This window comes from Azotobacter armeniacus (assembly GCF_054779355.1).
Window position 1 is genome coordinate 115,789 of sequence record NZ_BAAGYK010000154.1, and the last position, 24,536, is coordinate 140,324.

Below are 24,536 nucleotides of genomic sequence, written 5' to 3' on the forward strand. Positions count from 1 at the left end.
CCCAGCGGCGGGTGGTCGAACTACCTTCTGAGCAACAGCCGGTTGCAGACGCATCCGCCGGCCCCCTCCAGGGCAGGCCATAGCTCAAGGCACTTCAGGCCCGCCTTACTACTCCCAGCCCAGCCCATGCTGGCGCAGCTTGTTGGCGATGGTGGCGTGCGACACGCCGAGGCGGCGAGCCAGCAGGAACTGCTAGGGTATTCGCCGAGCAGGCACTGCAATACGGCCTTTTCGAAGCGGCCGCCGATTCCGTCGCGAGCGATGTCGATTTCGGACGCGACCACGAGGTCGAGGATATCGCGCAGGAGCGCCGACCCGGCTCTGGCAGAGAGTCTCGACGCGCATGGCGGAGCCCGGACTGTTGGCGTGATGGATCGACGAGTGGCAAGCGGGGGCGCTTCCCGGTAGAAATATGTGGCAAATTGCCACAACCAGCAAGGCTGTCGGCATGCACAGCTTCGGAAGACCGGCAGAAATTCCTTGCAGAACGACTGACGCTGTCTGCGCAGAGCGAAGCGCCGCCACCGTGCAGATCCAGCCCATTCGCGCTATGCCTGATAAGAGGGAAAATGTGCGCAGCTGCGCAGGAGGCACCGAGATGACCGCGACGCCCTATGTGGCCCGGCAACCGGACGAGCGGGGCTTCATCCACTACAGCGAGGCCGAACATGCTGTCTGGCAGACCCTGATCGAGCGCCAGCTGGCGCTGGTCGAGGGACGCGCCTGCGCAGAATACCTGGACGGCATCCAGCGGCTCGGCCTGCCGCGGGAACGCATTCCGCAGCTCGGCGAGATCAACCGCGTGCTCGAGGCCGCCACCGGTTGGCGGGTGGCGCGGGTGCCGGCGCTGATCCCCTTCCAGACCTTCTTCGAGCTGCTCGCCGACCGGCAGTTTCCGGTGGCTACCTTCATCCGCCGGGTGGAGGAGCTGGACTACTTGCAGGAGCCGGACATCTTCCACGAGCTGTTCGGCCACTGCCCGATGCTGACCAACCCCTGGTTCGCCGCCTTCACCCACACCTACGGCCGGCTGGGCCTGGCGGCCAGCAAGGAGGAACGCGTCTACCTGGCGCGGCTGTACTGGATGACCGTGGAGTTCGGCCTGGTCGACACCCCGGCGGGCCGGCGCATCTACGGCGGCGGCATCCTCTCCTCGCCGAAGGAAACCCTCTACTGCTTGTCCGAGGTGCCGGAGCACCTGCCCTTCGACCCGTTCGAGGCGATGCGCACGCCCTACCGCATCGACATCCTGCAGCCACTCTACTTCGTGCTGCCGGAGCTCCGCCGACTGTTCGAGCTGGCTGGCCAGGACATCATGGCACTGGTGCACCAGGCCATGCGCCTCGGCCTGCATCCGCCGAAATTTCCGCCGAAGGCGGCCTGACCCCAGATGCCGGGTGGATGCGCAAGACGGCATCCACCCGCCCCCAATCCCCCCAACCCGGAGCCTGCCCATGACCGCCCTCTCCCAAGCCCACTGCGAAGCCTGCCGCGCCGACGCACCGAAAGTCTCGGAAGCCGAACTCGCCGAGCTGATCAGGCAGATCCCCGACTGGAACGTGGAAAACCGCGACGGCATCCTGCAACTGGAAAAGGTCTTCCCGTTCCGCAACTTCGCCCAGGCCCTGGCCTTCACCAACGCGGTCGGCGCGCTCGCCGAGGCCGAAGGACACCACCCGGCGCTGCTCACCGAATGGGGCAGGGTCACCGTGACCTGGTGGAGCCACAAGATCCGCGGCCTGCACCGCAACGACTTCATCATGGCGGCGCGCACCGACGCGCTGGCGTAGAGCCCGGACGGCCATAGCCGGGCCACCGCTGCGGCAGTGACGGCCTGCCGGCTCGAAAAACCCGACGACCGTTCGTCGCTAAATATTTCCTTATAAAACAATTAATTAAAAGCGAAATCCAAGTCCAGCAGGAAGACTCAGGGTTGCCATTCGTCGGCAACTTCCCTAGGGTGGGTCGCCATGTGGTCCAACATTGCCCCCATCAGTTCGCTGCTCAGCGGGGTCGCGCTACTCCTGCTCGGCAACGGACTTCTAAACACCCTGCTGACCCTGCGCGGCGTCGCCGAAGGCTACTCCACCGGGCTGCTCGGCCTGCTGATGTCCGGCTATTTCGTCGGCTACCTGCTAGGCACCTGGCTGACAGTGCCGCTGATCCGCCGTATCGGCCATATCCGCGCCTTCGCCTGCTGCGCCGCCTCGGGCGCCATCATCGCGCTGCTCCATCTGATCCTGGTCAACCCCTGGATGTGGATGGCGCTACGGGTGGTCTACGGCATCGTCCTGGTCACCCTCTACATGGTCATCGAGAGCTGGCTCAACGCGCGGGTCAGCGGCGACAGCCGCGGCCGGGTGTTCGCCCTGTACATGGCGGTCAACCTCGGCGCCCTGGCCCTCGCCCAGCAGCTGCTGAACCTCGCCAGCCCGCTGGAGTTTCTGCTCTTCGCCCTCGCCGGCATCCTCATCTGCGCCGCGCTGCTCCCCATCACCCTGACCCGCCAGGCCCAGCCGACCCTGCCCGACACCCCGCACACCCAGCTGCGCCAGCTGGCGCGGATCACCCCGCTGTCGGTGACCGCCTCGGGAATGTCCGGCCTCGCCCTCGGCGCGTTCTGGGGCCTGGCGCCGGTGTACGCCAGCCAGAGCGGTTTCGACGCCACCGGAGTGGGCCTGCTGATGGGCATGACGATCCTCGGTGGCGCAGTGCTGCAGTGGCCGATCGGGCGCTATTCGGATAGTCATGACCGCTCGAAGGTGATGCTCTGCGTGGTGGTGCTGGCCACACTCGTGGCGCTGGCGATCAGCCAGCTGCCCACCGGCAAGCTGCTGCTAGGCGCCTTCTTCCTCTGGGGCGGGCTGGCCTTTTCCATCTACTCCATCGCCGTGGCGCGGATGGTCGACCAGTTGCATCCAGACGAGATTCTCTCCGGCTCCAGCGGCCTGCTGCTGGTCAATGGCCTGGGCTCGGCCTGCGGACCACTGCTCGCCGGTCTGGCCATGCATCTGCTCGGCCCTCGGGGACTGCCGCTCTACTGCGCAGTGGTCCTCGGTCTGCTGGCGCTCTACACCTTCTACCGCCTGCGCCGGGTGAGCGATCTGCTCAGCGAGCCGCACGCCCAGTTCACCCCCATGCTGCGCACCAGCCACACCGTGCTCGAACTGATGCCCGAGGCGCCGGAAAGCGCGGCCGAAGCCCCCCTGGAGCCCACCGCGGCGGAACTGAACGCAGCGAAGGAGGAAGTCTGTACCTGATTCCGGCGCCATGGAGGCCCCGGACAATAACAACTCGTCGGCCCAGGTCGGCGCGTCAACTTGCCCTACTAAGAGAAGACAGCGCATGCTACTTGCCACCGATCTCGATGGAGCCTTTCTCGCCGGCAATCCGCAGGATCGCCTGAGTCTCTATCAAACCATCACCGCCCATCCCGACATCCAGCTGGCCTACGTCACCGGCCGCAGTCTGGAGGCCGTCCTGCCGCTGCTGGCCGACCCCACCCTGCCGCAGCCGGACTACATCATCGCCGACGTCGGCGCCAGCCTTTATCACGGCGAAACCCTGCAGCCGATCCAGCCCCTGCAGCACGAGATCGATGCCCGCTGGCCCGGCGAAAGCCAGATTGCCGGCGCCCTCACCGATCTCCCCGACCTGCAGCGCCAGGACGTGCCCCAGGCGCGCCGCTGCTCCTACTTCTGCACTCCGGAACGGGCCGCCGACCCGGCCTTGCAGGCCATCGCCGAGAGCCTCGATTGCGACCTGCTGTACTCGGCGGAGCGTTACCTGGACTTCCTGCCACGCGGGGTGAACAAGGGCAGCAGCCTGCTGCGGCTGGTCGAGCACCTCGGCCTCGACCCCGAGCAAGTGCTGGTCGCCGGCGACACCATGAACGACCTCAGCATGCTCAGCTGCGGCCTCAAGGGGGTCTGCGTCGGGCAGTCGGAGGAAAGCCTGCTGGCCCGCACGCTCAACTGCACCCGCGTCCTGCACGCCGACAGCCCAGGCTGCGGCGGCATCATCCAGGCCTTCTCCCACTTCGGCTTCCTCGGCGAACACGGCTTCGCCGCCGAAACCCGCCAGGCGACCGAGCCGGGGCAGGCCGAGTTGGTCATCGTCTATCACCGCCTGCCCTACGAGGAATCCCGCGAGAACGGCCGGCTGCAGCGCCGCCGGCCGACCTCGCCCAACGGCATCATCCCCACCCTGCTCAGTTTCTTCGCCGACGGGCGCAAGGGCTCCTGGGTCGCCTGGGCCGAACACGAGGAGGGCGACGGCGACTTCGAGAGTCACACCACAGTCGACGCCGAACGCTATCCACGCCTGACCGCCGCCCGTGTGCCGCTGGGCAAGACCGACATCGACACCTTCTACAAGCGCTTCTCCAAGGAAGCCTTCTGGCCGACCCTGCACACCTTCTGGGAGCGTGCCATCTTCAACGAAGACGACTGGCAGGTCTTCCTGCGGGTCAACCGCGCCTTCGCCGAACGCACCGCACTGGAAGCCGCCGAAGGCGCCACCGTCTGGCTGCACGACTACAACCTGTGGATGGTCCCGGCCTACCTGCGCGAACTACGCCCGGACCTCAAGCTGGCGTTCTTCCACCACACCTACTTCCCCTCGGCGGACGTCTTCAACGTGGTGCCCTGGCGCCGGCAGATCGTTGGCAGCCTGCTGCAGTGCGACTACATCGGCTTCCACATCCCACGCCAGGTGGAGAACTTCGTCGACGTTGCCCGTGGCGTGACCCCGCTGAAAGTCCTTGGCCGGCAGAACTGTGCGCCGCGCTTCGTCACCTACGGCTGCGCGGTCGGCCTGGAACGCATGACCACCGCGATCGACACCGGCATGCGCCAGGTCAGGCTCGGCGCCCATCCGGTGGGGCTGGACCTCGACCGGGTGCGCGACGCCCTGGCCCGGAACGCCGTGCAGCAGCAGATGGCCCGCCTGCGCACGGAACTGGGCGACGTGCGGCTGATCCTCGCCGTGGAGCGTCTGGACTACACCAAGGGCGTGCTGGAGAAGCTCAAGGCCTACGAACAGCTGCTGGCGGACAACCCCGAGCTGCAGGGCAAGGTCACCCTGGCCAGCATCTGCGTCCCGGCGGCGCGGGAAATGACCATCTACGATGAGCTGCAGGGGCAGATCGAACAGGCCGTGGGGCGCATCAACGGCCGCTTCGCGCGGGTCGGCTGGACGCCGGTGCAGTTCTTCTTCCGCAGCCTGCCGTTCGAGGAAGTGGTGGGCTGGTACGCCATGGCCGACGTCATGTGGATCACCCCGCTGCGCGACGGCCTCAATCTGGTGGCCAAGGAATTCGTCGCCACCCAGGGCCTGCTGGACGGCAGCGGCGTGCTGGTGCTCTCCGAATTCGCCGGCGCCGCCGCCGAACTCAAGGGCGCCCTGCTGACCAACCCCCACGACACCGCCGATCTGGTGCACCACTGCAACCTGGCGCTGAACATGCCCAGGAGCGAGGCCCAGGCACGCCTGCGCGAGCTGTTCGACATCGTCGCATTCAACGATATCCGCCGCTGGGGCGACGACTTCCTCGGCGCCCTGGAGGAACCCCAGGCACAAATCCGCGCCATCGCCTGACGGCCGCGAGCGCCGGCGCTGCTCTGTGGCGCCGGCGCTTTCAATATTCCACCTTGCCGCGCCCGGCCTTGACCACCCCGCGCTTGACCTTCCCCTCCAGCCGGCGCTGCTTCGAGCCGTAGGTCGGCTGGGTCGGGCGGCGCTTCTTCTCCACCTTCGCCACGCTGCGGATCAGTTCGGCCAGACGCACCAGGGCATCCGCGCGGTTCTGCTCCTGGGTGCGGTACTGCTGCGCCTTGATCACCACCACGCCCTCGCCACTGATGCGCTGATCGCGCAGGGCCAGCAGGCGCTCCTTGTAGAACGCTGGCAGGGACGAGGCGCAGATATCGAAACGCAGATGCACCGCGCTGGACACCTTGTTGACGTTCTGCCCGCCGGCCCCTTGGGCGCGGATGGCGCTCAGTTCGATCTCATGGTCAGACAGGTGGACGGCATTGGAAATTTCCAGCATGGCGCGCTCGCTCGAAAAAGTGGCGGGCAGGATAACCTGCCAACCACAAAAACGGGTTACTGGCATATATGCAGTATCGCCATTTAATTTATTCAAACGAAGCCACTATTCGCTTCGTATAGCTTTGCAAGGACCACGCCACTGGTCGGAAAGCACGCAGGCCATTGCCACGAGAAATGTTCCCCTCCGAATGCAAACTATTCTGGATATCAGCCTAAACACACTTACTTACATTCAGCAATTACGTGGCGGCCCCAAGCTTGGCACTTTGCCAAAAACTTGAAATTATTCCGCCATAAACAGCGACTCAAGGGATCTGCATGAATCATGAATTACTCAGCCCTGCAACTTACCATCTCAATCCGCGACAGCGCCTGGCGGTAGCCTGCCCTTCATTACAACGCCGCGCCTGGCCTCCGCTCCAAATATTTAGCGATCAACTATCAAGCAACAAGTTGTAGTCGCCATACCGCAGGACAGCGCACTTGTTGCACTGCGTGGAAACAAGCCGCCTGAACAGCCGACTTGATACAAAACGGACAAATCGCGGAGCCGAAACCCGCCGCAAGCTCCTGTTCGATACAGCTTTCCCGCTTCAGCCTTGCACTGTCGCACCTTTTGTCCATACTCCAATGGTCCTCGCCGAAGCATGGCGAATTTTTGCATCCTCAATCCAGATAGCACCCACTCAGAAAGGAGGCAGCGAGTACAGGGGCGCCCCAGGCGGCCATGCTATCCCTCCCCCCGGAACGGCGGGGTCTCTCGCACGGAACGATGAAACAGATACCGGGAATTCGTATCAAGACAGGACGTGCAGTGGCCACGCTACTGGCCTTTGCCACTACCGATGCCCAACCCCGAACCGTTAAATTGCCATCTAACGGCGCGGACATTCAAAAGACTTCGGTATCGGGGCTGTCATCCGGTGCCTTCATGACCCCCCAGCCCTATATGGTGTTTTCAGACATCATGGTGGAAACCGGCATTGTCGCCGGTGGCCCTATTTGTGCGCGAAGTCCTGGGCGGGCAACACCCTGGTGAGGAACGCCATGACCACTTGCATGAAGCCTCTGCCCCCCGGGGCCGGTCCCAATACCCCAGTCTTGGTCAAGTATGCTGCCTTGCTGGCCGAATACGACTACATAGTCCCGCTGGAAAATCTCAAGGATGACCATATTTATATCTTCAGCGGGACAAGGGACAAAACCGGCACGCCCCCGGTAGTGAATCAAACCAGGGAGTTCTTCAAATCCATCGGCGTGCCGGAGGCCTCCATCAAATACGACAAGAGCGCGGACACTTCATGTCCCCAGGCCCAGCCCCCCTTCATCAATGACTACGATTTCGAACAACCCACCGTCATGCTCAATCAGATCTATCCGGGCCTGAAGCCGCCTGCCGGATACCTGAGCAGCGCAACCATCGCCTTTGACCAGTCGGAGTTCATCGACTGGGATTACACCAGCATGAGCAGCATGAGCAACACGGCCTATGCCTATGTCCCGACAGCCTGCCAGACCGGCAAAAGCCGTCCTATTCATATGGTGTTCCATGGGTGCGAACAGGGTGCGAAAGTCATCGGCGACAAGTATTACGCCCAGACCGACTACAATCAGATGGCCGAGGCCAACGACCTCATCATGCTCTACCCCCAAGTGCAGCCATCCAGCGCATCGCCGCTGAATCCCGAAGGCTGCTGGGACTTCTGGGGCTATTCCTCGCCGGGTGATCCGGCCCCTGACGACTTCACTTGCAACGCCCTCCGGCTGCGCACCATCCACAAGATGATCACCCGCCTTGCCGAGCCCCGACCCTGAGTCACAGCCCATTGCATAAGGGAGAAACACCATGGATGTCATCACATCAAATGCACAGATCGATCCGCAGTTGTCCGACGCCCTCAAACACTGGAATGAGTATGCGAGCGAGAGCGCTCAAAACGTACATGTCTTGTTCGAAGCCATTACGCCGGTCAAGGATACCCTCCAGATCACCCAACAAATCATGGGGTCAATGCAAGACAGCGGCTGGACGCTTGCCGGCACGAACTGGATGAGCCCCTCCGCCCTGTTTGCCGCCTACCAGGAGCTGGCCGAGATCCAACTGGCCGCACAGGAAAAGGAAAGCGACTGTTATATGCGCTTCCTGACCACCACCATGGAGACCGGCAAGCAGGTTACCGAAGCCATGCAGGGTGCCGCATCCCCACAACAATTCCTGGCCTCCTATCTGGAAGCCAGCCTCAACATCGTCAAGCAGTATCAGGCCGATATCAGCGAGCAGGCTTCGACGTTCAATCAGATTCAATCGGCCTACAAGGCCTGGCTTCAAAAGACGCTGGAAAGCTTGAGTGCGAAGACGGAACCGGAGACTGTGACATCTCCCTTAGAGCCTTCGGAGCCATCGGTACCTTCGGAGCCATCGGTTCCAGCGGTGTCAGCACCAACAGCACCGAAAGCGTCATCAGCGCCGGAAAGGGACAGCAACGCCTGAACGATCCGGCACTGCACTCCTGGACGGCCGCCGGCCTGCAACAGCCGGGTTGAGCGATCACACTTGGGTTCACTCATGCAAACCAGGCGACCGGCATCAATCTCCGAGGACATGTCCCTCGCTCGCCTTGTCGGTGCAACCATGCCCCCCAGCAGATGGAAGATGGACAGGGCCGAACGATTCGGCCCCTTGTTCGGCGAGCCCGAGGCGCCTCGGCGCTCGCAAGCTGGAGTGACCCCCGTCAAACCGGACACCGCCCCCCCTGAAGGTGATGCTTATACCTGGCGCATGCGGCGCACTGCACCATGCTTGTCTGCGGGTGGACCGGAAGTCCGTTCATGCAGGGACCACCCGCCGCACGAACCGGAATTCATACCCAAGGGAGGGCCGGATCATCAACACGCTCAGCCAAACCCTGATTGCCTGCGGACTGCTGCTCGGCCTCTGCCAGAGCAGCGCAGCCGAGGAAGAAGACAGCTACCTCTATTGCGGCAAGCTCCTCTGGCCCGCGGAGCGGGAGGACTATCTGCCGTTTCCGGAAGGGATCGAGATCGGCTACTCCTCGCACCCGGTCCTCGCCCAGATCGTCGAGCAGCAGGAAAAGCACAGCCTGAGGCTCACCTACGAGGACATGGCGATCACCTACCGGATCATGCAGGAGGCGGTCGAGGTGATCATCCGGCAAGGTTCGAATGAAGTTTGCCTGCAAGCCGGGACGGTGGAGGCCTCGAACAGCGGTCTCCCCCTCGCGATCTCTCCTGTACCGACGGCGGATGGGCGGGTGATTTTCGAGCCTGCCCAGGAGCCCGACGACAAGTAGGAGCGGGCGAACGCCCACCCTTCAGCCCGACGCCGCCTGTCGTGTCATGGCTCGACGGGCGGCTGGAAGCCATCGCCCGCCCACAACCAGATTTCCATTCGCCCGCCCCCCTCGGCTACCGTATCCATCGTTCATCCGCTCTACGGAATTCCCCGATGGATTCACTCACCCAGGCCGTGCTCGGCGCCAGTGTGCAGGGCGCCGTGCTCGGTCGCTGGCAGGGGCGCAAGGCGCTGCTCTACGGCGCTCTGCTCGGCACCCTGCCCGATCTCGACGTGCTGATCGACTACGGCGACGCGGTCGCCAACGTGACCCACCACCGCGGCTTCAGCCATTCGCTGCTGGTCCTGAATGGCCTGGCGCTGCTGCTCGCCTGGCTGGTGCGGCGCTTCAGGCCGCATCCGGGCTACGGTGGCGGACGCCTGTTCCTCGCCCTCTGGCTGGTACTGGTCACCCATGTGCTGCTGGACAGCCTGACCAGTTACGGCACCCAGCTGCTCTGGCCGCTGACCACGCCGCCGGTGAACTGGTCGAGCGTGTTCATCTTCGACCCGCTGTACACCCTGCCGCTGCTCGGCGCGGTGCTGGGCGGAGCCTTGTGCAGCCTGCGCGGCCGGGGCCTGCGCTGGCAGTACTGGGCGCTGGGCCTGTCGAGCCTATACCTGGGCCTGACCCTGGCCGGCAAGCATATGGCCGAAAGCCGCGTGACGGCGGAACTGGAACGCCAGGGCATCCGCGCCGAGGCGCTGTTCAGCGGGCCGACGCCATTCAACAGCCTGCTCTGGCGGGTGCTGGTACGCGACGGCGAGGACTACCATGAGGCGCTGGTTAGCTGGTTCGACCGCCGCCCGCCGGAGCTGATCCGCCTGCCTCGTGGTAACGCCCTGGCGGCCAGGCTGCATGACTTGCCGCAGCATGCGCGGCTGCGCTGGTTCACCCAGGACTGGCTGCGCTACGACGAAATCGACGGGCAGTTGGTGGTCACCGATCTGCGCCTGGGCATGCCCGGCGCCCATCCGTTCCGCTTCGTCATGGCCGAAGAGCGCGGCGGCCGCTGGCAAGTGCTGCCCGAGGCGGAGCTCCTGCCGATGAACCGCGGCCGCCTCGAACATCTCTGGCTGTTGTGGCGGCGCATCTGGCGCCAGGATGCGCGAATTCCCCTGGAAGAGTGGGCGCCGTGAGCTGCAGCAGTGGCAATCGCCGCTCACAATGAATACGAACGCACCTCCATATCCCGCCGAGTCTTGCGCGTCGTAGGTGGAAAACTCACGCAGCGATTTTCCACCATGACCATGGCAATGGTGGGAAAGGCCTGCGGCCGTTTCCCAACCTACCCGCCCTATCCTTTCAATACACCGCGGCGGATCTGGTCTTCCTCGATGGATTCAAAGAGGGCGCGGAAGTTGCCCTCGCCGAAGCCCTGGTTGCCTTTGCGCTGGATGATCTCGAAGAAGATCGGGCCGATCAGCGGGCGGGTGAAGATCTGCAACAGGATGCCCTCCCGGCCCGCCGCGCCGTCGATCAGGATGTTCAGCTCGCGCAGCCTCTCCAGCGGCTCGCCGTGGCCGGGCACGCGAGCATCGACCTTCTCGTAGTAGGTATCCGGGGTGTGCATGAACTCTACGCCCTTGGCGCGCAACGCGCGCACCGTGGCGTAGATATCGTCGGTGGCCAGGGCGATGTGCTGGATGCCCTCGCCATGGTAGTCGCGGATGAATTCGGCGATCTGCGAGTGGTCGTCGGCCGACTCGTTGATGGGGATGCGGATTTTCCCGCAGGGCGCAGTCATGGCGCGGGACAGCAGGCCAGTCTGCTTGCCTTCGATGTCGAAGTAACGGGTCTCGCGAAAGCCGGCGATGCGCTCGTAGAAGCCGGCCCAGATGTCCATCTGCCCACGCTCGACGTTGTGGGTCAAATGGTCGATGACAGTCAAACCGACGGCGTTGTCGTGGGCCGTGCGGCCCTCGATGAAGTCGAAATCGACGTCATAGATGCTGCGCTCGCCGTAGCGATCCACCAGGTAGAGCAGCGAGCCGCCGATGCCCTCGACGCTGGGGATATTCAGTTCGCCGAAATTGGCATGGCTGCCCAGCAGCGTCGCCCCCTGGCTCTGCACGTAGGCAGCGGCCTGGGCGGCATTCCTGACTCGGAAGGCCATGGCGCAGGCACTCGGCCCGTGCCGCTCGGCGAAGGCATGCACCGGCCCTCCGGGGCTGCCATTGAGGACGAAGTTGATACCGTTCTGCTGGAACAGGAAGACTTCCTTGGAGCGGTGGCGGGCGGTTTCGGTGAAGCCCATGGCGTTGAACAGCCCGCGCAGCTGGGCGATACCCTCGGCGTTCGGCGCAGTGAACTCGACGAACTCGAAGCCGTCGGTGCCGATAGGGTTGTGCGGGGTGCTTTCCGGTTTGGCGTTCATTTTGCCTCCTCATGATCAAAACTTGCACTGATACCTTCAGCACAGGCGAAGACCCTCCACGAGGCAAGTGGCAGCCGCTGTCCGGCGCCGGACGCAACGCCGCACGGCTGGCAGACTGTCCTTGCAGCGCCGCCAAAAGTGGCCGCGCACCGTGGAGCGCAGGCCGTCCCGTCAGGCTTTTCTGACAGCTGGTGGCGGCCAAGCGACGCCCGGTCGCCCTCGGGCAGTTGCCGGCAGGGGCGCAACTATAATTGAAGGTTGTCACCGATGGTTTCCCGGCTGCAAACAATCGATGAAAGGCCCGAGATGAGTAACCGAGCCCACGCCTGTTCTGCTCGAGAGGTTCGCCACCATGAAAACCCAATCGTCCAGCCACACTCCCCACCGCCTCCGCACCACCATTCACGACACCTGGATCACCGCCAATGTGAAGTCCTCCCTGGCCTTGGCCAGAGGCACCCGCGGCCAGGACATCCACGTCAAGACCCACGGCGGCGAGGTGTTCCTGAGCGGCACGGCCAACAGCCACCGGCAACGCAACGAGGCCTTGCAGCTGGCCCGCGCGGTGCATGGCGTCATCCGGGTGAACGCCAGCGAACTGGTGATCAGCCCGTTCGAGGCGCCCAACGCCGAGGAAACCGCCGACTACCAAGCCTATGAGGAGCAACAGAGCAAGAGGGAGGATCGGCATTAGGTTTTTCCCGCATGTCCGACCTGCCTGGTTAGTCTGGCCCAGGCAAGAGTGCACGGACCTGTCCCCTCATCCCAGCCGACTCCCCGGCGGGGAAAGCGTGTCGAACGCCGTCGCCCCCCGCAGTCGTGGCCGGTCGTTCAGGACGACCAGGTCGCCTGGAAGGCCAGGCGTGTCCCGAGCTGCCGGGCCAGGCCGATACCGCCGGTGTGCATCAGTACCCGGTGATTCCAGCGGAACAGCGGCCGCGCCAGCGGGGCGAGCCGGTTCATCCAGGCGGGGGTAGTGCGCACCCGCCAGTCGAAGCGCACCCACGTCTGCCCGGCGTCGCGGCCGAAACGCCAGCGGCCGACACCTTCGAGCTCGCCCTCGACCCGCCCTTCGAGCAGGCACAACGGTTCGAAGCGGGTCACACAGGAGACGAAGGACAGCCGATAGGGCAAGGCGCCCTTCCAGGTGAAGCGCTGGCGGGTCCCAAGACCGCCGGAATCGGGCCCCCTCTCCAGGGTGACGACCTGTTCGACACCCCGCCACCAGCCGGGCCAGGCTTCGGCCTGGACGATCGCCTCCCATACCGCGGCCAGCGGTGCCTCGAGCTGCCAGAGGGTGGTCAGGTGGTAGCGGTTGGCCGCGCCCATGGATTTCCCTCGGCTCAGGGGGTAAAAAACCGCTCGGGAAAGGGCGCGTCGATTTCCACGTCCGCCATGTCGACGCTCTCGAGCAAGCGCCCACCGGTCCCGAAACGTTCGACCCGCAGCGGGAACAGGCTGTCCTGCGCCAGCCATACCCGGTAGTACTGCGCGCCGGACGGGTTCCCCCCGGCCCCGTCGCGGATCTCGAAGCCGGCGACTGGCCGTGCGCCGATTTGCGCATTGCCGAGTACCGTCAGGCTGCCGCGCGTGCTCAAGGCCCGGAGCTGGGCCAGCAGCGTGCCGACATCCGAGCGGTCGACCCGATGACCACGTGGGCCGCGGATCAGCGGATTGTCCGGGGCGACATTGAACCTCGGCAGACGGTTCAGGCCGAACGGCCAGCCCCTCACCCGGTGTGTGCCGGGATTGTAGATCAGCACCAACCCCTCGTACGGCTGGATGAACTCCATCCTCACCCAGCCAGGCTTGCGATAGAAGTAGCGCAGCACATGCCGCTCGCCGTCGCCGGCAGTCGAGCGCACCGTGACCCGATAGGTGGTCAGTGCCTGGAAACGGCTTTCTGCCTCGGCCAGCGGGTCGTTCATGGTTTCACCGAGCAGGGCGAACACGAACATTGCCCATAGCATGCGCTACTCCCTGACTTCAAGCAGACCGGCCATGCCCTTCTCGCGATGACTTCTGAAGAGCAACAGCCGGTTCGGACAGTAAAAGACGTAGTCGCCGGCCGTCAGGCTCAGGCGCAGCCGTTGCGGCGTTTCGCCGAGATCGACGTCGGCCAGCACCTGGCCGTCCGGCGCCTCCAGTACGAAACGGTGCGGAACGATGCCGGGCTCCATGCTCAAGGTGAACTCCAGCGGCGGGCCGGCCCGGGCGACGATATGCTCGGGGCGAAAGAAATGGCTGCCGCCCACCAGGGTCACCCGCTGCACGCCGTCGGCGTCCACACGCGCCTGGAAAGGCACTGCCGCCGGCCCGGCGAGACTCGCTCCGCTGGCGAGCAGGGCAATGCCGAGGACGTACCCGCAAAGGGGCCGGAAGAGGTTCATGGCTGTCACCAACTCACACAAACAATGGATGAATTATCGGCCAGAAACCCGCCTCGGGCCGCCCGCCGGACAGAATTCGGCATACCGCAATCGACTCCGCTCCCTTCAGCCTGTACTGGCCAGCGCCGCAGGAGACATTTACCCTGCAGCGAGCGAATGACCGCCAAGCCCGAGGAGGAAACGCCGCAATGCCCTGGAAATGGATCTTCCGCCTGTCTGCCATCCCCCTGCTCATGTTGCCCAGCCTTGCCGCCTGGGCCGGCACTACCGAGTCCCACAGCCTGCCCGCCGCGGACTACCCCGGTTCGCGCGAGCGCCAGTACAAGGTCTACCTGCCGGACGTGCTGCCCCAGCCAGCGCCCCTGGTGATGGCGCTGCATGGCTGCCGGATGGATCACGACGACGTGCTCCGCGACTGGGGCCTGACTGCGGCAGCCGACCGCTATGGCTTCATCCTGGTCGCCCCCTTCGTCACCAGCTACAGCGAGCCGCGCAACCCCAACTGCTGGGGCTTCTGGATCGACGGGCAGCGCCATGAGGGCCGCGGCGAGGCGGAGGATCTGCTGCGCATCGCCCAGGCGGTAGAGGCCCGCCATGGGATCGACCCGGCGCGCCGCTATATCGCCGGGCTGTCCTCGGGCGCGGCGATGAGCGTGGTGGCAGCGACCACCCACAACGAATACTGGGCCGCGGCGGCCAGTGTGGCCGGCTTGCCCTACGGCGAGGAGGCGCGGGCGGTATCCTCCGCCAGCTGCCCGCTGAGCAGTGCCAGCCTGCACAGCGTCGATCGGGTGGTCGCCGACATACGTGCCGAGCTCGACGAGCCCTACCCGATCCCGCTGCTGGTCGTGCAGAACGACCACGACTGCACCGTGGTGCAGAGCGCCGGGCGCCGCCTGCGCGACGCCCATCTGCGGGTGTTCGGCAAGGCGCCATTCGACACCCCGGCCACCACCTTGGCGGCGCAGGGGCACTGCATCCCGGTATTCGGCGATGACGACTACGACTGCCGCCACGAGGTCTTCAGCGCCGACGGCAACAGCGCCAGCCGCTCGCTGGTGGAGACGCTGTTCTACCTGGGACCGCTGGAAACCCCGGCCGCGGACGATACCGACCGTGGCCACTACTGGATCGGCGGCGAACATGGCCGCGACGGCAACTATGCGCTGCGCCGTGGTCCCAGCCATCCGGACATCCTCTGGAAATTCTTCGCCCGCCACCCTCGCGACGGCGGGACGCCGGCCGACCGCCCGCAGCTGACCATAGAAGGGCCCAACCCACTGCGCCTGGCGCTCGGCGAGCGCTTCGTCGATCCCGGCGCTCGCGCCACCGATGCCAGGGACGGCGAGCTGGCAGTCGGCGCCGACTGCAGGGTCGATACCCGCCGCACCGGCCGCTACAGTTGCACCTACGGCGCGACCAACCGGCGCGGCAAGCGCAGCGAATCGATCCGCACGGTGCTGGTGGAAGACCCGGATCTCCCCGCGCCGACCTGCGCAATCATCACGGCCACGCCCAGCGGGCATGTCTTCGGCGGACGCGCGGTGCCCGGTGGCTGGTTCCTCAGCCGCGCTCTCGCCAGCGGCGACCGGGAGGACATCGGCCACGTCGCCCAGTGGTGGAGCCCAGTGACGCTCCACGAGGGCGGGCCGGGGGAGTGGTTCATCCGCCCGCCGCAGCCCTGCAACTGGTAGAAGAATGCCTTTGCCCCGCGACTTTTCCCATATCGGCAGCTCAGTGCTGCTGCAGGTGCCCGTAGAGCTTGGCGTACAGCCCGCCCTCGGCGATCAGCTGGTGATGGTCGCCCTCCTCGGCGATGCGCCCGTCGTCGAACACCAGCACCCGATCGGCCTGCTTCACCGCGGACAGGCGGTGGGCGATGATCAGAGTGGTACGGCCTTGGAGGAAGCGCGCCAGTGCCTCGTGCAGGGCATATTCGGTAGCCGCATCGAGGGCCGAGGTGGCTTCATCGAGGATCACCACCTTGGGCTCGGCGAGGATCATGCGGGCGATCGCCAGGCGCTGCCGCTGGCCGCCGGAGAGGCGCACGCCGGAACGCCCGACCACGCTGTCCAACCCTTCCGGCAGGGCGCGGATGGTCGCCGCCAACTGGGCGATCTCCAGCGCCTGCCAGCAGGCCTCGTCGCTACGCTCGCGGCCCAGGGTGAGGTTGGCGCGCACTGTGTCGTTGAACAGCGCCGGCTGCTGCAGGACCACCGCGACCTGCTCGCGCACCCGCTCCAGGCCGATTTCCTGAAGGGTCGAGCCACCGAAGCGAATGCTCCCCGACTGCGGGCTGTAGAGGCCGAGCAGCAGCTGCACCAGGGTGCTCTTGCCGCCCCCCGAGGCGCCGACGATGGCGACCTTCTCCCCAGGGGCGATGGATAGGTCGAGGCCGTCCAACACCAGCTCGTCGCGGTAGGCGAAGCGCAGATCACGCACCTCGATGCCTACCGTAGTGCGCCCCCGGAAGGGGTCGACACCGCCGGGGTACTGCGGCTCGTCGGCGCGGGCGAGCAGCTGGTTGAGGCGAGTCAGCGCGCCGCCGGCAGCGTAGAAGGCGTATTGCAGGCCGAGCAATTGCTCCACTGGGGCGATCATGAACCACAGGTAGCTGAACACCGCGAGCATCTGGCCGATCGACAGGTCGGAGAACAGCACGGTGAACATCGCCGCAGCGCGGAACACGTCTATGCCGAACTGGAACAGCAGGCCGCTGGCACGGCTCGAGGCATCGGTCCTCCACTGCGAAGCGACGGCGCGGTCGCGCACTTCCCGGGCACGCAGGCCGAGGCGGCCGAGGAAGAAGCCCTGACGGTTGCCGGCGCGGACCTCCTGGATCGCCTCGAGGGTTTCGCCGAGCGCCTGGGTGAAGCGCGCGGTGCTGTCGTTCTCCAGCTTCTTCAGGTGCTTGACGCGCTTGCCGAGCAGCACCGTGGCGTAGACCACCAGGGGATTGAACAGCAGGATCAACAGAGCCAGCTGCCAATGCATCCAGATCAGGATCACCGAGGTGCCGGCCAGGGTCAGGACAGCGACCAGGAAGCGGCTCAGGGTATCACCGACGAAAGTGTCCAGGGTGTCCAGGTCGGTGACCAGGTGCGCGGTCACGGTGCCACTGCCGAGGCTTTCGTATTCGCCGAGGGATATACGCTTGAGCCGCTCGATCAGGCGCATGCGCAGACGGTAGACGACGTCCTTCGACAGTCCGGCGAACAGCCGCGCCTGCACCACGTTGAACAGCAGCGCCGCGCCGCGCAGCAGCAGGGTGGCCAGCAGCATCAGGCCGATGTAGCCGACTGCGTTCTGCCAGGCGCCGGGCAGCAGGCGGTCCATCATCCGCAACGCCGCGTCGCCTTGCTTGAGCAGCACCTCGTCGACCAGCAACGGCAGCAAGAGTGGGATCGGCACGCTGGCCAGGGCCGCCAGCACGGCGACGGCATTGGCCAGCAGCAGGGCCTTGCGGTGATGCAGGGCGAGCCGGCGGATCTCCGCCCAGCTCAGGCGGTCGGGCGGTTCAGGCATGGGCGACACGCTCCAGCCAGCGCTCCAGCAGGGGCGCCAGGCGCTCGATCGACTGATGGCCGTTGGTCAGCAGGGCGAGCATACCGTTGCGCTCGGCCAGCAGGGTCGGAAAGCCGGCGATGCCGAGCCGCTCGACCCAGGCGAAATCGGCGCAGGTGGCGGCCTGCTGCTCGGCGCTGTCGAAGGCCTCGGCGAAGCAGCACCGGGTGAATCCGGCGGCTTCGGCCAGCTCCAGCAGGACACGCGCATGGGTGACATCGCGGCCTTCCAGATAGAAGGCCTGCTGGATCAGCCGCGCGAGGCGCGCTACCCGCCGCGGCGCGAGGTGGCGCGCCACCACCAGCGCCCGGCAGGCCGGCTCGGTGTCGTAGACCAGGCCCTCGGGCAATCCCTCGGTGAAGTTGAAGGGCTGGCCGGTGCTGGCGTGAACCGCCTGCCAGTGGGCGAGGATGCGCGCGCGGACCGGCTCGCCGAGCGGCGAGCGCTCCTGGCGCAGGCCGCCGACCACCCAGTCCAGCCGTACGCCTGCCTGCGCCGCCTGACTGGCCAGCTCCTCGACCACCGGGGCGAAGCCCCAGCACCAGGAGCACATCGGATCCATTACATAGAGCAGGCGCTCACTCATACGAACTCCGTAGCGCTTGTGGGAGAATGGTTTGATCGTAGTCAGCCGGGCCAGAGTGTGGCCTGTGGCCGGCAAAAAACAAAAAAGCTGTCGATGCCCTGAAAATGGCTGCGCCGGCGGATGCCGGCGCGGGGAGAAGTTTACCGCAGGGGGACCGGGCGGGCGGACTGTGGCGAACTGCCGCCTCCCACGTCCTCAGTGGTCGTGCTTGCTGCCACCGGCGCAGAGCGGCGAATCCGGCGCGACGCCGCGCTCCGTCCATTCCTCGGGGGTGTAGGTGTGCAGGGCCAGGGCATGGAGCTGCCCCATCAGCTCGCCGAGGGTGGCGTAGACCTTCTGGTGGCGCTTCACCACGCCCAGGCCGGCGAACTGCGGGCTGACGATCACCGCCTTGTAGTGGGTCTCCAGACCGCGGCTGTGCATGTGGCTTTCGTCGAGCATCTCCAGGTACTGGGGTTCGAGGGCCGCCAGGGCGGTCTTGATGCGTTCGCTCTTGAGGGTCATTTCTTGGCCTCTCCCAGCTCTTTCTGCATTTCTTCAAGCAGTCGGTTCACTTCCGGCACCGCCTTCTCCAGCGCCGCCTGGGTCATCTGCGCCGATTGCGCGGTGAGCGCCGGCATGCTCTGCAGGACCTTCTGCCCCAGCGACGACTGGTAGAACCTGACCAGCTCCTTCATCTCGGTTTCGCTGAAGGTGCCGGTGTAGAGCCTGACCATGTCGGGCTTGAGCCTGTCCCAGCCGACCGCCCGGTCCAGCGCGGTATTGGCCCTGGCCTGGTAGCGCTCCAGCAACGGCTGCTTGCTCTGCGGCGCCTTGGCCTCGGCGAAGCGCTGGGCGAACATCTGCTGCACCTGGGCGTAGACCGGCACGGTCAGCTTGTCTGCCCGTACCACCTGGAGGAATTTCTCCGCGGCGGCGGCATGGCTGGTGGTATCGGCCAATGCCTGACCGCTGGCGCAGAGCAGCAGGGTGGCGGCACAGAACACTCTAAAACGGGACATTCGGACATCCTTCTAAGCAAGGCAAAAGGGAAAAAGCCCCCGGCGGGACCTTCCCGGCCAGGCCATTCTGCGCCCAAGCCGGTGGGGGCTCAAGGGAGGCCGACGGAGGCTGCGTCTACACTTCGGTACTTCCCACTTCCGTGGAGACTTGCCGTATGAGCCGCACTGAAACCGACAGCCTGGGGCCGATCGAGGTTCCCGACGAGGCCTACTGGGGCGCCCAGACACAACGCTCGCTGATCAATTTCGCCATCGGCCAGGAGCGCATGCCGCTGGCCGTGCTGCATGCCCTGGCACTGATCAAGAAAGCCGCCGCGCGGGTCAACGACAGCATCGGCGAGCTGCCGCCGGACATCGCCCGGCTGATCGAACAGGCTGCCGACGAGGTCCTCGCCGGCAAGCACGACGAGCAGTTTCCGCTGATGGTCTGGCAGACCGGCAGCGGCACGCAGAGCAACATGAACGTCAACGAGGTGATCGCCGGGCGCGCCAACGAACTGGCCGGCGGCCAGCGCGGCGGCAAGAGCCCGGTACACCCCAACGATCACGTCAACCACGCACAGAGCTCCAACGATTGCTTCCCCACCGCCATGCATATCGCCACAGTGCGCATCGTGCAGCACGAGCTGCTGCCGGCGATCGCCGAACTGGGCGGCGCCCTCGCCGCGCAGGCGGCGCGGCATACCCACTTGGTGAAAACCGGTCGCACCCACCTGATGGACGCTACGCCAATCACCTTCGGCCAGGAGCTGTCGGCCTTCGTCGCCCAGCTGGACTGCGCCGAGCGGGCCATCCGCGCGGCGCTGCCGGCGGTCTGCGAGCTGGCCCAGGGCGGCACCGCGGTGGGCACCGGGCTGAACACGCCGCCGGGCTTCGCTGAAGCCATCGCCGCCGAGCTCGCGGCACTTTCCGGGCTGCCCTTCGTCTCGGCGCCGAACAAGTTCGCCGCCCTCGCCGGCCACGAGCCGCTGGTACACCTCTCCGGTGCGCTGAAGACCCTGGCGGTGGCGCTGACGAAGATCGCCAACGACCTGCGCCTGCTCGGCTCCGGCCCACGCGCCGGAATCGCCGAAGTGCGCCTACCGGCCAACGAGCCAGGCAGCTCGATCATGCCCGGCAAGGTCAACCCGACCCAGTGCGAGGCATTGTCCATGCTCGCCTGCCAGGTGCTGGGCAACGACAGCACCATCGCCTTCGCCGCCAGCCAGGGGCACCTGCAGCTCAACGTCTACAAGCCGGTGATCATCTACAACCTGCTGCAGTCGGTGCGCCTGCTCGCCGACGGCTGCCACAACTTCCGCCTGCACTGCGTCGAGGGGCTGGAGCCGGACCCGCAGCGGATGACCGAGCACCTCGAGCGCAGCCTGATGCTGGTGACCGCGCTGAACCCGCACATCGGCTACGACAGGGCCGCAGAAATCGCCAAGAAGGCTTATGAAGAGGGCACTACCCTGCGCGAGGCCGCCCTGGCGCTGGGCCACGTCAGCGCCGAGGACTTCGATGCCTGGGTGCGTCCGCAGGACATGCTGGAGGCCAGCCGGCACAGCTGAAGGGGCGCGCAGGAGCGCAGGAAGGCGCTTTCAACCACGCAGTCGGGGGCATCGAGCGTCCCGGACCACGCGGTCAAACCTCGCCTTTTGTCAGACAGGACGTCCAGCCGGCAACTCTGATAGCATCGTGCCCAATTCCGCGGGGCGACCTGCCCCGATCCGCTCTCCCCTGTCTGCAACACCCCTTGCAAGGAGTATCGCCATGTCTACACAGCGCTCGACCGACACGGCTCCCGTCACCCGCTTTCGCAGCGAGCGCATCTGCGCCGTCAATCACGAATTCTTTTTCGACACCCGCGAGGGTCAACTGATGGGCCCCTATGCCAGTCGCGAGGAAGCCCTGAAGGGCGTCGAGGACTATATCCGCCAGTGCCGGGCACAACAGCCCCGCTAAGTGCTGCTTCCAGCGAATCGGCTTTCCCGACCCGCCCAGCTGTCGGGCGCAGGACGGTGCAGCCCGGAGGCTGCCTGTCCCGGTCGGTTCTCAGAAACGCCAGACCACCCCGCCGCCGATGACGTGCAGGGTGCTGCTGGGCGGCTCGACGGACAGGACACTGTCGGTGCGCGTCCGGTTGTTCTGCCAGGCCTGCGACTCGCCTAGCCAGATCAGGCTGTAGCCGAGCTGCAGCTCCACCCCTTCGTCCATCTGATAGCTCAACCCCGCGGCCAGACGCAGGTTCTCCGGCATCGGGTCATCCAGGTTCCGCTCGTTGCCGGCCAGCGGCGAGGAGTCGTAGCTCACCCCCATGTTCCAGCGCAACCGCTCGCTGAGCTGCTGCTCCGCACCCAGGGCGAGACGCCAGGTGTCCCGGTACTGGCGCTCGGCGCCGCCCGCGGTCACGGCACCGATCGCTTGCGCCTCGCCGGCAGCCCTTTCGAGCCCGCTCCAGCCCAGCCACCCCACACTGGCCGAAAGCATCCAGCCGCTGTCGAGCCGATGGGAAATGCTCGCGGTGACGGTGCTCGGCGCCCGCAGGTCGGCGACGAGCCGGTTGGTTTCCGGGCGCCCTTGGGCGAGGTTCACCAGGGGATTGGCGACGCCGGAACGCTCGTCGAGATCCAGTTCGTAGCGGCTGGCATAGGCCAGCCCCAGCCAGGTGCTCTCGCCCAGTTGGTACAGCAGGCCCAGATTGAGGCCGGCGCTCGTGTCGCTGTCGCGATAGGCCGGCGGCGCATCGGCCGGATCGCTGCCGGGAGCCGCGCCGCCGACCACGGCGCCGTGGACGAAGCGCGGGCCGACTCCGATGGAAAGGGAATCGCTGATCTGGTAGGCGAAGGTCGGCTGTGCGGACAGGCCGGTCAGTGCAGGTTCCGGGCTCAGGTAGCTCCTGGTCAGATCGGTGCCCCCCGCCATGGGCGGAGCGAAGCCTTCGTACAAGCCGAAGCCGACGCTGGCCCGCTCGCCCAGCCCCTGCCCGACCAGCAAGCCGCCCGGCATGGGCGCCCCCGCGTCACCACCGGCGGCCTTGTTGGCTGAGTGCCCGAAGTCAAGGCCGAAACCGACCGGCGCCGGCCAGGCGCCATGACCGGCAGGGCGCGCGGACAGCACGGCGAGCGCGGCCGGATTGCCCAGTGGCGGAACGGCATCGCCGGCCTGCGCGCCGGAACCGGTGCCTGTCGGCCCGCTGCGCCCGGCGGCAACATTGAACATGGAGTCATCAGTCCAGCCGGTGCCAGCGGCACCGAGCAGGGCTAGCCCGAACAGAACCTGGCGGGTTGGCATGGTAGCCACCTCTCTCGCGTCCATCCGACTCTATTGAGGGTGTACCAGCCGTGCAGACTGAGCGGTCTTGGACAGGGCGATGCAACAACCCACCTGCCCCTCCCGGAAAGCATCCGGGGCACGGACTGGCAGTCCGTCGACCTCGTGTGGGCAGGGCTACCAGCGAAGCGATATCGCCTTGCCATGCCCAGTGTCAGTCAACCCGCGTAAGCATAGTTACCGGAATGACAGCTCATTGCCTCGGCAGACCCTGCCTGGAGGCTCCAGCCGCAGGGGGGCGGGATGCCCGCTCGTCGGCACACAGCCGAAGGCCCGGGTAGCCGACGAACGGTTGGAAGGAAGACGCGCCTCAGCTGTGAAATGCCTTCTCCAGAGCCTCGTTGAGGGTGCGCAGGATCTTCACCCGGGCAAAGTACTTGTCGTTGGCCTCGACCAGGGTCCAGGCGGCGATCTCGGTGCTGGTGCGGTCGACCATGTCGCCCACCGCATCGCAGTAGGCGTCCCACTTGTCGCGGTTGCGCCAGTCGTCCGGGGTGATCTTGAAACGTTTGAAGGGCGTCGCCTCGCGCTCCTTGAAGCGCTCGAGCTGGGTCTGCTGGTCGATGGCCAGCCAGAACTTGACCACCACCACCCCGGCGCTGGTCAGCTCCTCCTCGAAATCATTGATCTCGCCGTAGGCGCGCAGCCAGTCGGCTTCGCTGCAGAAGCCCTCGACCCGCTCCACCAGTACCCGTCCGTACCAGGAGCGGTCGAAGATGGTGAACTTTCCGCGCGCCGGGATATGCCGCCAGAAGCGCCACAGGTAGGGTTGCGCGCGCTCCTCGTCGGTCGGCGAGCCGACCGGCACGATGCGGTACTGGCGCGGGTCCAGCGCCCCGGTGACGCGCCGGATCGCCCCGCCCTTGCCCGCCGCGTCGTTGCCCTCGAACACCGCCAGCAGAGCATGCCGACGCATGCGCTTGTCGCGTATCACTCCGGACAGCCGTGCCTGCTCGGTGATCAGTTGCTCCTGATAATCGTCCTTGGCCAGCACCTGGGTCATGTCCAGGGCATCCAGCAAGGCACGGTTGTCCACGCTGGAGACCAACGGCGCCGCATGCGGGCGGTGGGTCACCCGGCCGCGATGCTTGAGGGCCGCCTGTAGACCTTCGAGGAGGATGCGCCCGACGCTCAGGCTGCGATAGCGCTCGTCTGCCCCCTCGATCACGTACCAGGGGGCGAAGTCGCGACTGCTGCGGCGCAGCACCCGCTCGCCATGACGCACGAACTTGTCATAGGTCTTCGACTGCTGCCAGTCCAGCGGGCTGAGCCGCCAGCTGTGCAGGGGATCGTCCTTGAGGGTCTCCAGGCGCTCCCGCATGCGCTTCCTGGAGAGGTGGAACCAGAACTTGAAGATCAGTGCGCCCTCGTCGCTGAGCATGCGCTCCAGGCGCTCGGCACTATCGATGGCCTGGTCGAGGCGGGCGTCGTCGATCATCTTGTGCACCCGTGCCTGCAGCATCTGGCTGTACCAGTTGCCGAAAAAGATGCCGATCTTCCCCTTCGGCGGCAGTTGCCGCCAGTAGCGCCAGGCCGGCGGGCGGGCCAGCTCCTCGTCGGTCTGCTGATCGAAGGTGCTGACCTCGATATGCCGCGGATCCATCCATTCGTTGAGCAGTTTGACCGTCTCGCCCTTGCCCGCGCCCTCGATACCGCAGATCAGCACAATCACCGGAAAGCGCGCCTGCTGCTTCAATTCGAACTGGGCCTCCAGCAACGCCTCGCGCAATGCCGGCACTTCGGCATCGAACGTGGCCTTATCGATCATATGGCCGATTTCCGCAGACTCGAACATGAACAACTCCTGGCACAAGGGTCCCCTCAGCGTAACGGATGGACGGCGCACTGTCCGGCCCCAGCCGGGGGTTCGGTTAGAATGCGCCGCTGATTTTCCAAGAG

At 65.9% G+C, this 24,536-nt stretch carries 25 protein-coding genes and 1 pseudogene; 14 read left to right on the top strand and 12 right to left on the bottom strand.

Annotation, left to right across the window (positions count from 1 at the left end; genetic code table 11):
- Positions 1 to 108 precede the first annotated feature (108 nt).
- A pseudogene (locus ACYVD0_RS20365) lies at positions 109 to 254 on the bottom strand (TyrR/PhhR family helix-turn-helix DNA-binding protein); the annotation flags it as partial.
- Positions 255 to 598: 344 nt separating this feature from the next.
- On the opposite strand from ACYVD0_RS20365, the gene phhA reads away from it, so the two are divergent.
- From phhA to ggpS, 4 genes are all read left to right on the top strand, one after another.
- Positions 599 to 1,384 carry a phenylalanine 4-monooxygenase gene (gene phhA / locus ACYVD0_RS20370; protein WP_460428482.1) on the top strand — a complete coding sequence of 262 codons (786 nt, stop codon included), beginning with the start codon at positions 599 to 601 and terminating at the stop codon, positions 1,382 to 1,384.
- 70 nt (positions 1,385 to 1,454) lie between these two features.
- Positions 1,455 to 1,790, top strand: a complete 336-nt coding sequence (locus ACYVD0_RS20375; protein ID WP_460428483.1) for a 4a-hydroxytetrahydrobiopterin dehydratase — start codon at positions 1,455 to 1,457, stop codon at positions 1,788 to 1,790.
- A gap of 180 nt (positions 1,791 to 1,970) precedes the next feature.
- Positions 1,971 to 3,260 carry an MFS transporter gene (locus tag ACYVD0_RS20380; RefSeq protein WP_460428484.1) on the top strand — a complete coding sequence of 430 codons (1,290 nt, stop codon included), beginning with the start codon at positions 1,971 to 1,973 and terminating at the stop codon, positions 3,258 to 3,260.
- Between the two features lie 85 nt (positions 3,261 to 3,345).
- Positions 3,346 to 5,598, top strand: a complete 2,253-nt coding sequence (gene ggpS / locus ACYVD0_RS20385; protein ID WP_460428485.1) for a glucosylglycerol-phosphate synthase — start codon at positions 3,346 to 3,348, stop codon at positions 5,596 to 5,598.
- 40 nt (positions 5,599 to 5,638) lie between these two features.
- On the opposite strand, the gene arfB is transcribed toward ggpS, so the two are convergent.
- The gene (arfB, locus tag ACYVD0_RS20390) at positions 5,639 to 6,052 is read right to left on the bottom strand and encodes an aminoacyl-tRNA hydrolase (protein ID WP_460428486.1); all 414 of its coding nucleotides are present in this window, start codon (positions 6,050 to 6,052) and stop codon (positions 5,639 to 5,641) included.
- Here arfB and ACYVD0_RS20395 point away from each other — a divergent pair.
- The 6 genes from ACYVD0_RS20395 (at position 6,051) to ACYVD0_RS20420 (ending at position 10,546) form a co-directional block, all read left to right on the top strand.
- A complete protein-coding gene (locus tag ACYVD0_RS20395) occupies positions 6,051 to 6,335 on the top strand; it encodes a hypothetical protein (protein WP_460428487.1) in 285 nt (94 codons plus the stop codon). The two genes, arfB and ACYVD0_RS20395, sit on opposite strands and share 2 nt — an antisense overlap.
- Positions 6,336 to 6,826: 491 nt before the next feature.
- Positions 6,827 to 7,093 carry a hypothetical protein gene (locus tag ACYVD0_RS20400; RefSeq protein ID WP_460428488.1) on the top strand — a complete coding sequence of 89 codons (267 nt, stop codon included), beginning with the start codon at positions 6,827 to 6,829 and terminating at the stop codon, positions 7,091 to 7,093.
- Between the two features lie 20 nt (positions 7,094 to 7,113).
- On the top strand, positions 7,114 to 7,869 hold the full coding sequence (locus ACYVD0_RS20405; protein ID WP_460428489.1) for a poly(3-hydroxybutyrate) depolymerase: 756 nt from the start codon (positions 7,114 to 7,116) through the stop codon (positions 7,867 to 7,869).
- A gap of 31 nt (positions 7,870 to 7,900) precedes the next feature.
- Positions 7,901 to 8,545, top strand: coding sequence for a hypothetical protein (locus tag ACYVD0_RS20410; RefSeq protein ID WP_460428490.1), 645 nt, complete (start codon positions 7,901 to 7,903; stop codon positions 8,543 to 8,545).
- 319 nt (positions 8,546 to 8,864) lie between these two features.
- On the top strand, positions 8,865 to 9,365 hold the full coding sequence (locus ACYVD0_RS20415; RefSeq protein ID WP_460428491.1) for a hypothetical protein: 501 nt from the start codon (positions 8,865 to 8,867) through the stop codon (positions 9,363 to 9,365).
- 155 nt (positions 9,366 to 9,520) lie between these two features.
- Positions 9,521 to 10,546 carry a metal-dependent hydrolase gene (locus ACYVD0_RS20420; RefSeq protein ID WP_460428492.1) on the top strand — a complete coding sequence of 342 codons (1,026 nt, stop codon included), beginning with the start codon at positions 9,521 to 9,523 and terminating at the stop codon, positions 10,544 to 10,546.
- Positions 10,547 to 10,704: 158 nt separating this feature from the next.
- On the opposite strand, the gene hppD is transcribed toward ACYVD0_RS20420, so the two are convergent.
- A complete protein-coding gene (gene hppD / locus ACYVD0_RS20425; protein WP_460428493.1) occupies positions 10,705 to 11,784 on the bottom strand; it encodes a 4-hydroxyphenylpyruvate dioxygenase family protein in 1,080 nt (359 codons plus the stop codon).
- Positions 11,785 to 12,136: 352 nt separating this feature from the next.
- Between hppD and ACYVD0_RS20430 the strand changes: the two genes are divergently transcribed.
- Positions 12,137 to 12,478, top strand: coding sequence for a BON domain-containing protein (locus ACYVD0_RS20430; protein ID WP_460428494.1), 342 nt, complete (start codon positions 12,137 to 12,139; stop codon positions 12,476 to 12,478).
- A gap of 137 nt (positions 12,479 to 12,615) precedes the next feature.
- On the opposite strand, the gene ACYVD0_RS20435 is transcribed toward ACYVD0_RS20430, so the two are convergent.
- From ACYVD0_RS20435 to ACYVD0_RS20445, 3 genes are read right to left on the bottom strand one after another with little or no spacing between them, the layout of a single operon-like run.
- The gene (locus ACYVD0_RS20435; protein ID WP_460428495.1) at positions 12,616 to 13,113 is read right to left on the bottom strand and encodes an SRPBCC family protein; all 498 of its coding nucleotides are present in this window, start codon (positions 13,111 to 13,113) and stop codon (positions 12,616 to 12,618) included.
- Positions 13,114 to 13,127: 14 nt separating this feature from the next.
- Positions 13,128 to 13,754: a LolA family protein gene (locus ACYVD0_RS20440; RefSeq protein WP_460428496.1), complete on the bottom strand. Its 627-nt coding sequence runs from the start codon at positions 13,752 to 13,754 to the stop codon at positions 13,128 to 13,130.
- 3 nt (positions 13,755 to 13,757) lie between these two features.
- Entirely contained in the window at positions 13,758 to 14,174 is a 417-nt protein-coding gene (locus tag ACYVD0_RS20445) for a cupredoxin domain-containing protein (protein WP_460428497.1), read from the bottom strand.
- Positions 14,175 to 14,362: 188 nt separating this feature from the next.
- Here ACYVD0_RS20445 and ACYVD0_RS20450 point away from each other — a divergent pair, with 188 nt between their 5' ends.
- A complete protein-coding gene (locus tag ACYVD0_RS20450; RefSeq protein ID WP_460428498.1) occupies positions 14,363 to 15,868 on the top strand; it encodes an extracellular catalytic domain type 1 short-chain-length polyhydroxyalkanoate depolymerase in 1,506 nt (501 codons plus the stop codon).
- Between the two features lie 40 nt (positions 15,869 to 15,908).
- Here the strand turns inward: ACYVD0_RS20450 and ACYVD0_RS20455 are convergent, their stop codons facing one another.
- The 4 genes from ACYVD0_RS20455 to ACYVD0_RS20470 all read right to left on the bottom strand — a co-directional run bounded on the left by ACYVD0_RS20455 (position 15,909) and on the right by ACYVD0_RS20470 (position 19,325).
- Positions 15,909 to 17,699: an ABC transporter ATP-binding protein gene (locus ACYVD0_RS20455; protein WP_460428499.1), complete on the bottom strand. Its 1,791-nt coding sequence runs from the start codon at positions 17,697 to 17,699 to the stop codon at positions 15,909 to 15,911.
- Positions 17,692 to 18,324, bottom strand: a complete 633-nt coding sequence (locus ACYVD0_RS20460; protein WP_460428500.1) for a DsbA family protein — start codon at positions 18,322 to 18,324, stop codon at positions 17,692 to 17,694. Before ACYVD0_RS20460 ends, ACYVD0_RS20455 begins: the two co-directional genes overlap by 8 nt.
- Before the next feature lie 195 nt (positions 18,325 to 18,519).
- Positions 18,520 to 18,828, bottom strand: a complete 309-nt coding sequence (locus ACYVD0_RS20465; RefSeq protein ID WP_460428501.1) for a BolA family protein — start codon at positions 18,826 to 18,828, stop codon at positions 18,520 to 18,522.
- On the bottom strand, positions 18,825 to 19,325 hold the full coding sequence (locus ACYVD0_RS20470) for a DUF2059 domain-containing protein (protein WP_460428502.1): 501 nt from the start codon (positions 19,323 to 19,325) through the stop codon (positions 18,825 to 18,827). The genes ACYVD0_RS20465 and ACYVD0_RS20470 overlap by 4 nt, the downstream gene beginning before the upstream one ends.
- Before the next feature lie 155 nt (positions 19,326 to 19,480).
- Between ACYVD0_RS20470 and ACYVD0_RS20475 the strand changes: the two genes are divergently transcribed.
- A complete protein-coding gene (locus ACYVD0_RS20475; RefSeq protein WP_460428503.1) occupies positions 19,481 to 20,875 on the top strand; it encodes a class II fumarate hydratase in 1,395 nt (464 codons plus the stop codon).
- A gap of 202 nt (positions 20,876 to 21,077) precedes the next feature.
- Entirely contained in the window at positions 21,078 to 21,269 is a 192-nt protein-coding gene (locus ACYVD0_RS20480; protein WP_460428504.1) for a DUF6316 family protein, read from the top strand.
- Positions 21,270 to 21,359: 90 nt separating this feature from the next.
- On the opposite strand, the gene ACYVD0_RS20485 is transcribed toward ACYVD0_RS20480, so the two are convergent.
- Both ACYVD0_RS20485 and pap read right to left on the bottom strand, forming a co-directional pair.
- Positions 21,360 to 22,598 (bottom strand): OmpP1/FadL family transporter, encoded by a 1,239-nt coding sequence (locus tag ACYVD0_RS20485; RefSeq protein WP_460428505.1) that lies wholly within the window; start codon positions 22,596 to 22,598, stop codon positions 21,360 to 21,362.
- A 349-nt stretch (positions 22,599 to 22,947) separates the two neighbouring features.
- Positions 22,948 to 24,432 carry a polyphosphate kinase 2 family protein gene (gene pap, locus ACYVD0_RS20490; protein WP_460428506.1) on the bottom strand — a complete coding sequence of 495 codons (1,485 nt, stop codon included), beginning with the start codon at positions 24,430 to 24,432 and terminating at the stop codon, positions 22,948 to 22,950.
- Between the last annotated feature and the right edge of the window lie 104 nt (positions 24,433 to 24,536).

Coding starts and splice junctions, on each gene's coding strand:
- phhA (WP_460428482.1), top strand. CDS start 599: ATGACCGCGACGCCCTATGTGGCCCGGCAACCGGACGAGCGGGGCTTC.
- ACYVD0_RS20375 (WP_460428483.1), top strand. CDS start 1,455: ATGACCGCCCTCTCCCAAGCCCACTGCGAAGCCTGCCGCGCCGACGCA.
- ACYVD0_RS20380 (WP_460428484.1), top strand. CDS start 1,971: ATGTGGTCCAACATTGCCCCCATCAGTTCGCTGCTCAGCGGGGTCGCG.
- ggpS (WP_460428485.1), top strand. CDS start 3,346: ATGCTACTTGCCACCGATCTCGATGGAGCCTTTCTCGCCGGCAATCCG.
- ACYVD0_RS20395 (WP_460428487.1), top strand. CDS start 6,051: ATGGCGCGCTCGCTCGAAAAAGTGGCGGGCAGGATAACCTGCCAACCA.
- arfB (WP_460428486.1), bottom strand. CDS start 6,052: ATGCTGGAAATTTCCAATGCCGTCCACCTGTCTGACCATGAGATCGAA.
- ACYVD0_RS20400 (WP_460428488.1), top strand. CDS start 6,827: ATGAAACAGATACCGGGAATTCGTATCAAGACAGGACGTGCAGTGGCC.
- ACYVD0_RS20405 (WP_460428489.1), top strand. CDS start 7,114: ATGAAGCCTCTGCCCCCCGGGGCCGGTCCCAATACCCCAGTCTTGGTC.
- ACYVD0_RS20410 (WP_460428490.1), top strand. CDS start 7,901: ATGGATGTCATCACATCAAATGCACAGATCGATCCGCAGTTGTCCGAC.
- ACYVD0_RS20420 (WP_460428492.1), top strand. CDS start 9,521: ATGGATTCACTCACCCAGGCCGTGCTCGGCGCCAGTGTGCAGGGCGCC.
- hppD (WP_460428493.1), bottom strand. CDS start 11,784: ATGAACGCCAAACCGGAAAGCACCCCGCACAACCCTATCGGCACCGAC.
- ACYVD0_RS20430 (WP_460428494.1), top strand. CDS start 12,137: ATGAAAACCCAATCGTCCAGCCACACTCCCCACCGCCTCCGCACCACC.
- ACYVD0_RS20435 (WP_460428495.1), bottom strand. CDS start 13,113: ATGGGCGCGGCCAACCGCTACCACCTGACCACCCTCTGGCAGCTCGAG.
- ACYVD0_RS20440 (WP_460428496.1), bottom strand. CDS start 13,754: ATGCTATGGGCAATGTTCGTGTTCGCCCTGCTCGGTGAAACCATGAAC.
- ACYVD0_RS20445 (WP_460428497.1), bottom strand. CDS start 14,174: ATGAACCTCTTCCGGCCCCTTTGCGGGTACGTCCTCGGCATTGCCCTG.
- ACYVD0_RS20450 (WP_460428498.1), top strand. CDS start 14,363: ATGCCCTGGAAATGGATCTTCCGCCTGTCTGCCATCCCCCTGCTCATG.
- ACYVD0_RS20455 (WP_460428499.1), bottom strand. CDS start 17,699: ATGCCTGAACCGCCCGACCGCCTGAGCTGGGCGGAGATCCGCCGGCTC.
- ACYVD0_RS20460 (WP_460428500.1), bottom strand. CDS start 18,324: ATGAGTGAGCGCCTGCTCTATGTAATGGATCCGATGTGCTCCTGGTGC.
- ACYVD0_RS20465 (WP_460428501.1), bottom strand. CDS start 18,828: ATGACCCTCAAGAGCGAACGCATCAAGACCGCCCTGGCGGCCCTCGAA.
- ACYVD0_RS20470 (WP_460428502.1), bottom strand. CDS start 19,325: ATGTCCCGTTTTAGAGTGTTCTGTGCCGCCACCCTGCTGCTCTGCGCC.
- ACYVD0_RS20475 (WP_460428503.1), top strand. CDS start 19,481: ATGAGCCGCACTGAAACCGACAGCCTGGGGCCGATCGAGGTTCCCGAC.
- ACYVD0_RS20480 (WP_460428504.1), top strand. CDS start 21,078: ATGTCTACACAGCGCTCGACCGACACGGCTCCCGTCACCCGCTTTCGC.
- ACYVD0_RS20485 (WP_460428505.1), bottom strand. CDS start 22,598: ATGCCAACCCGCCAGGTTCTGTTCGGGCTAGCCCTGCTCGGTGCCGCT.
- pap (WP_460428506.1), bottom strand. CDS start 24,432: ATGTTCGAGTCTGCGGAAATCGGCCATATGATCGATAAGGCCACGTTC.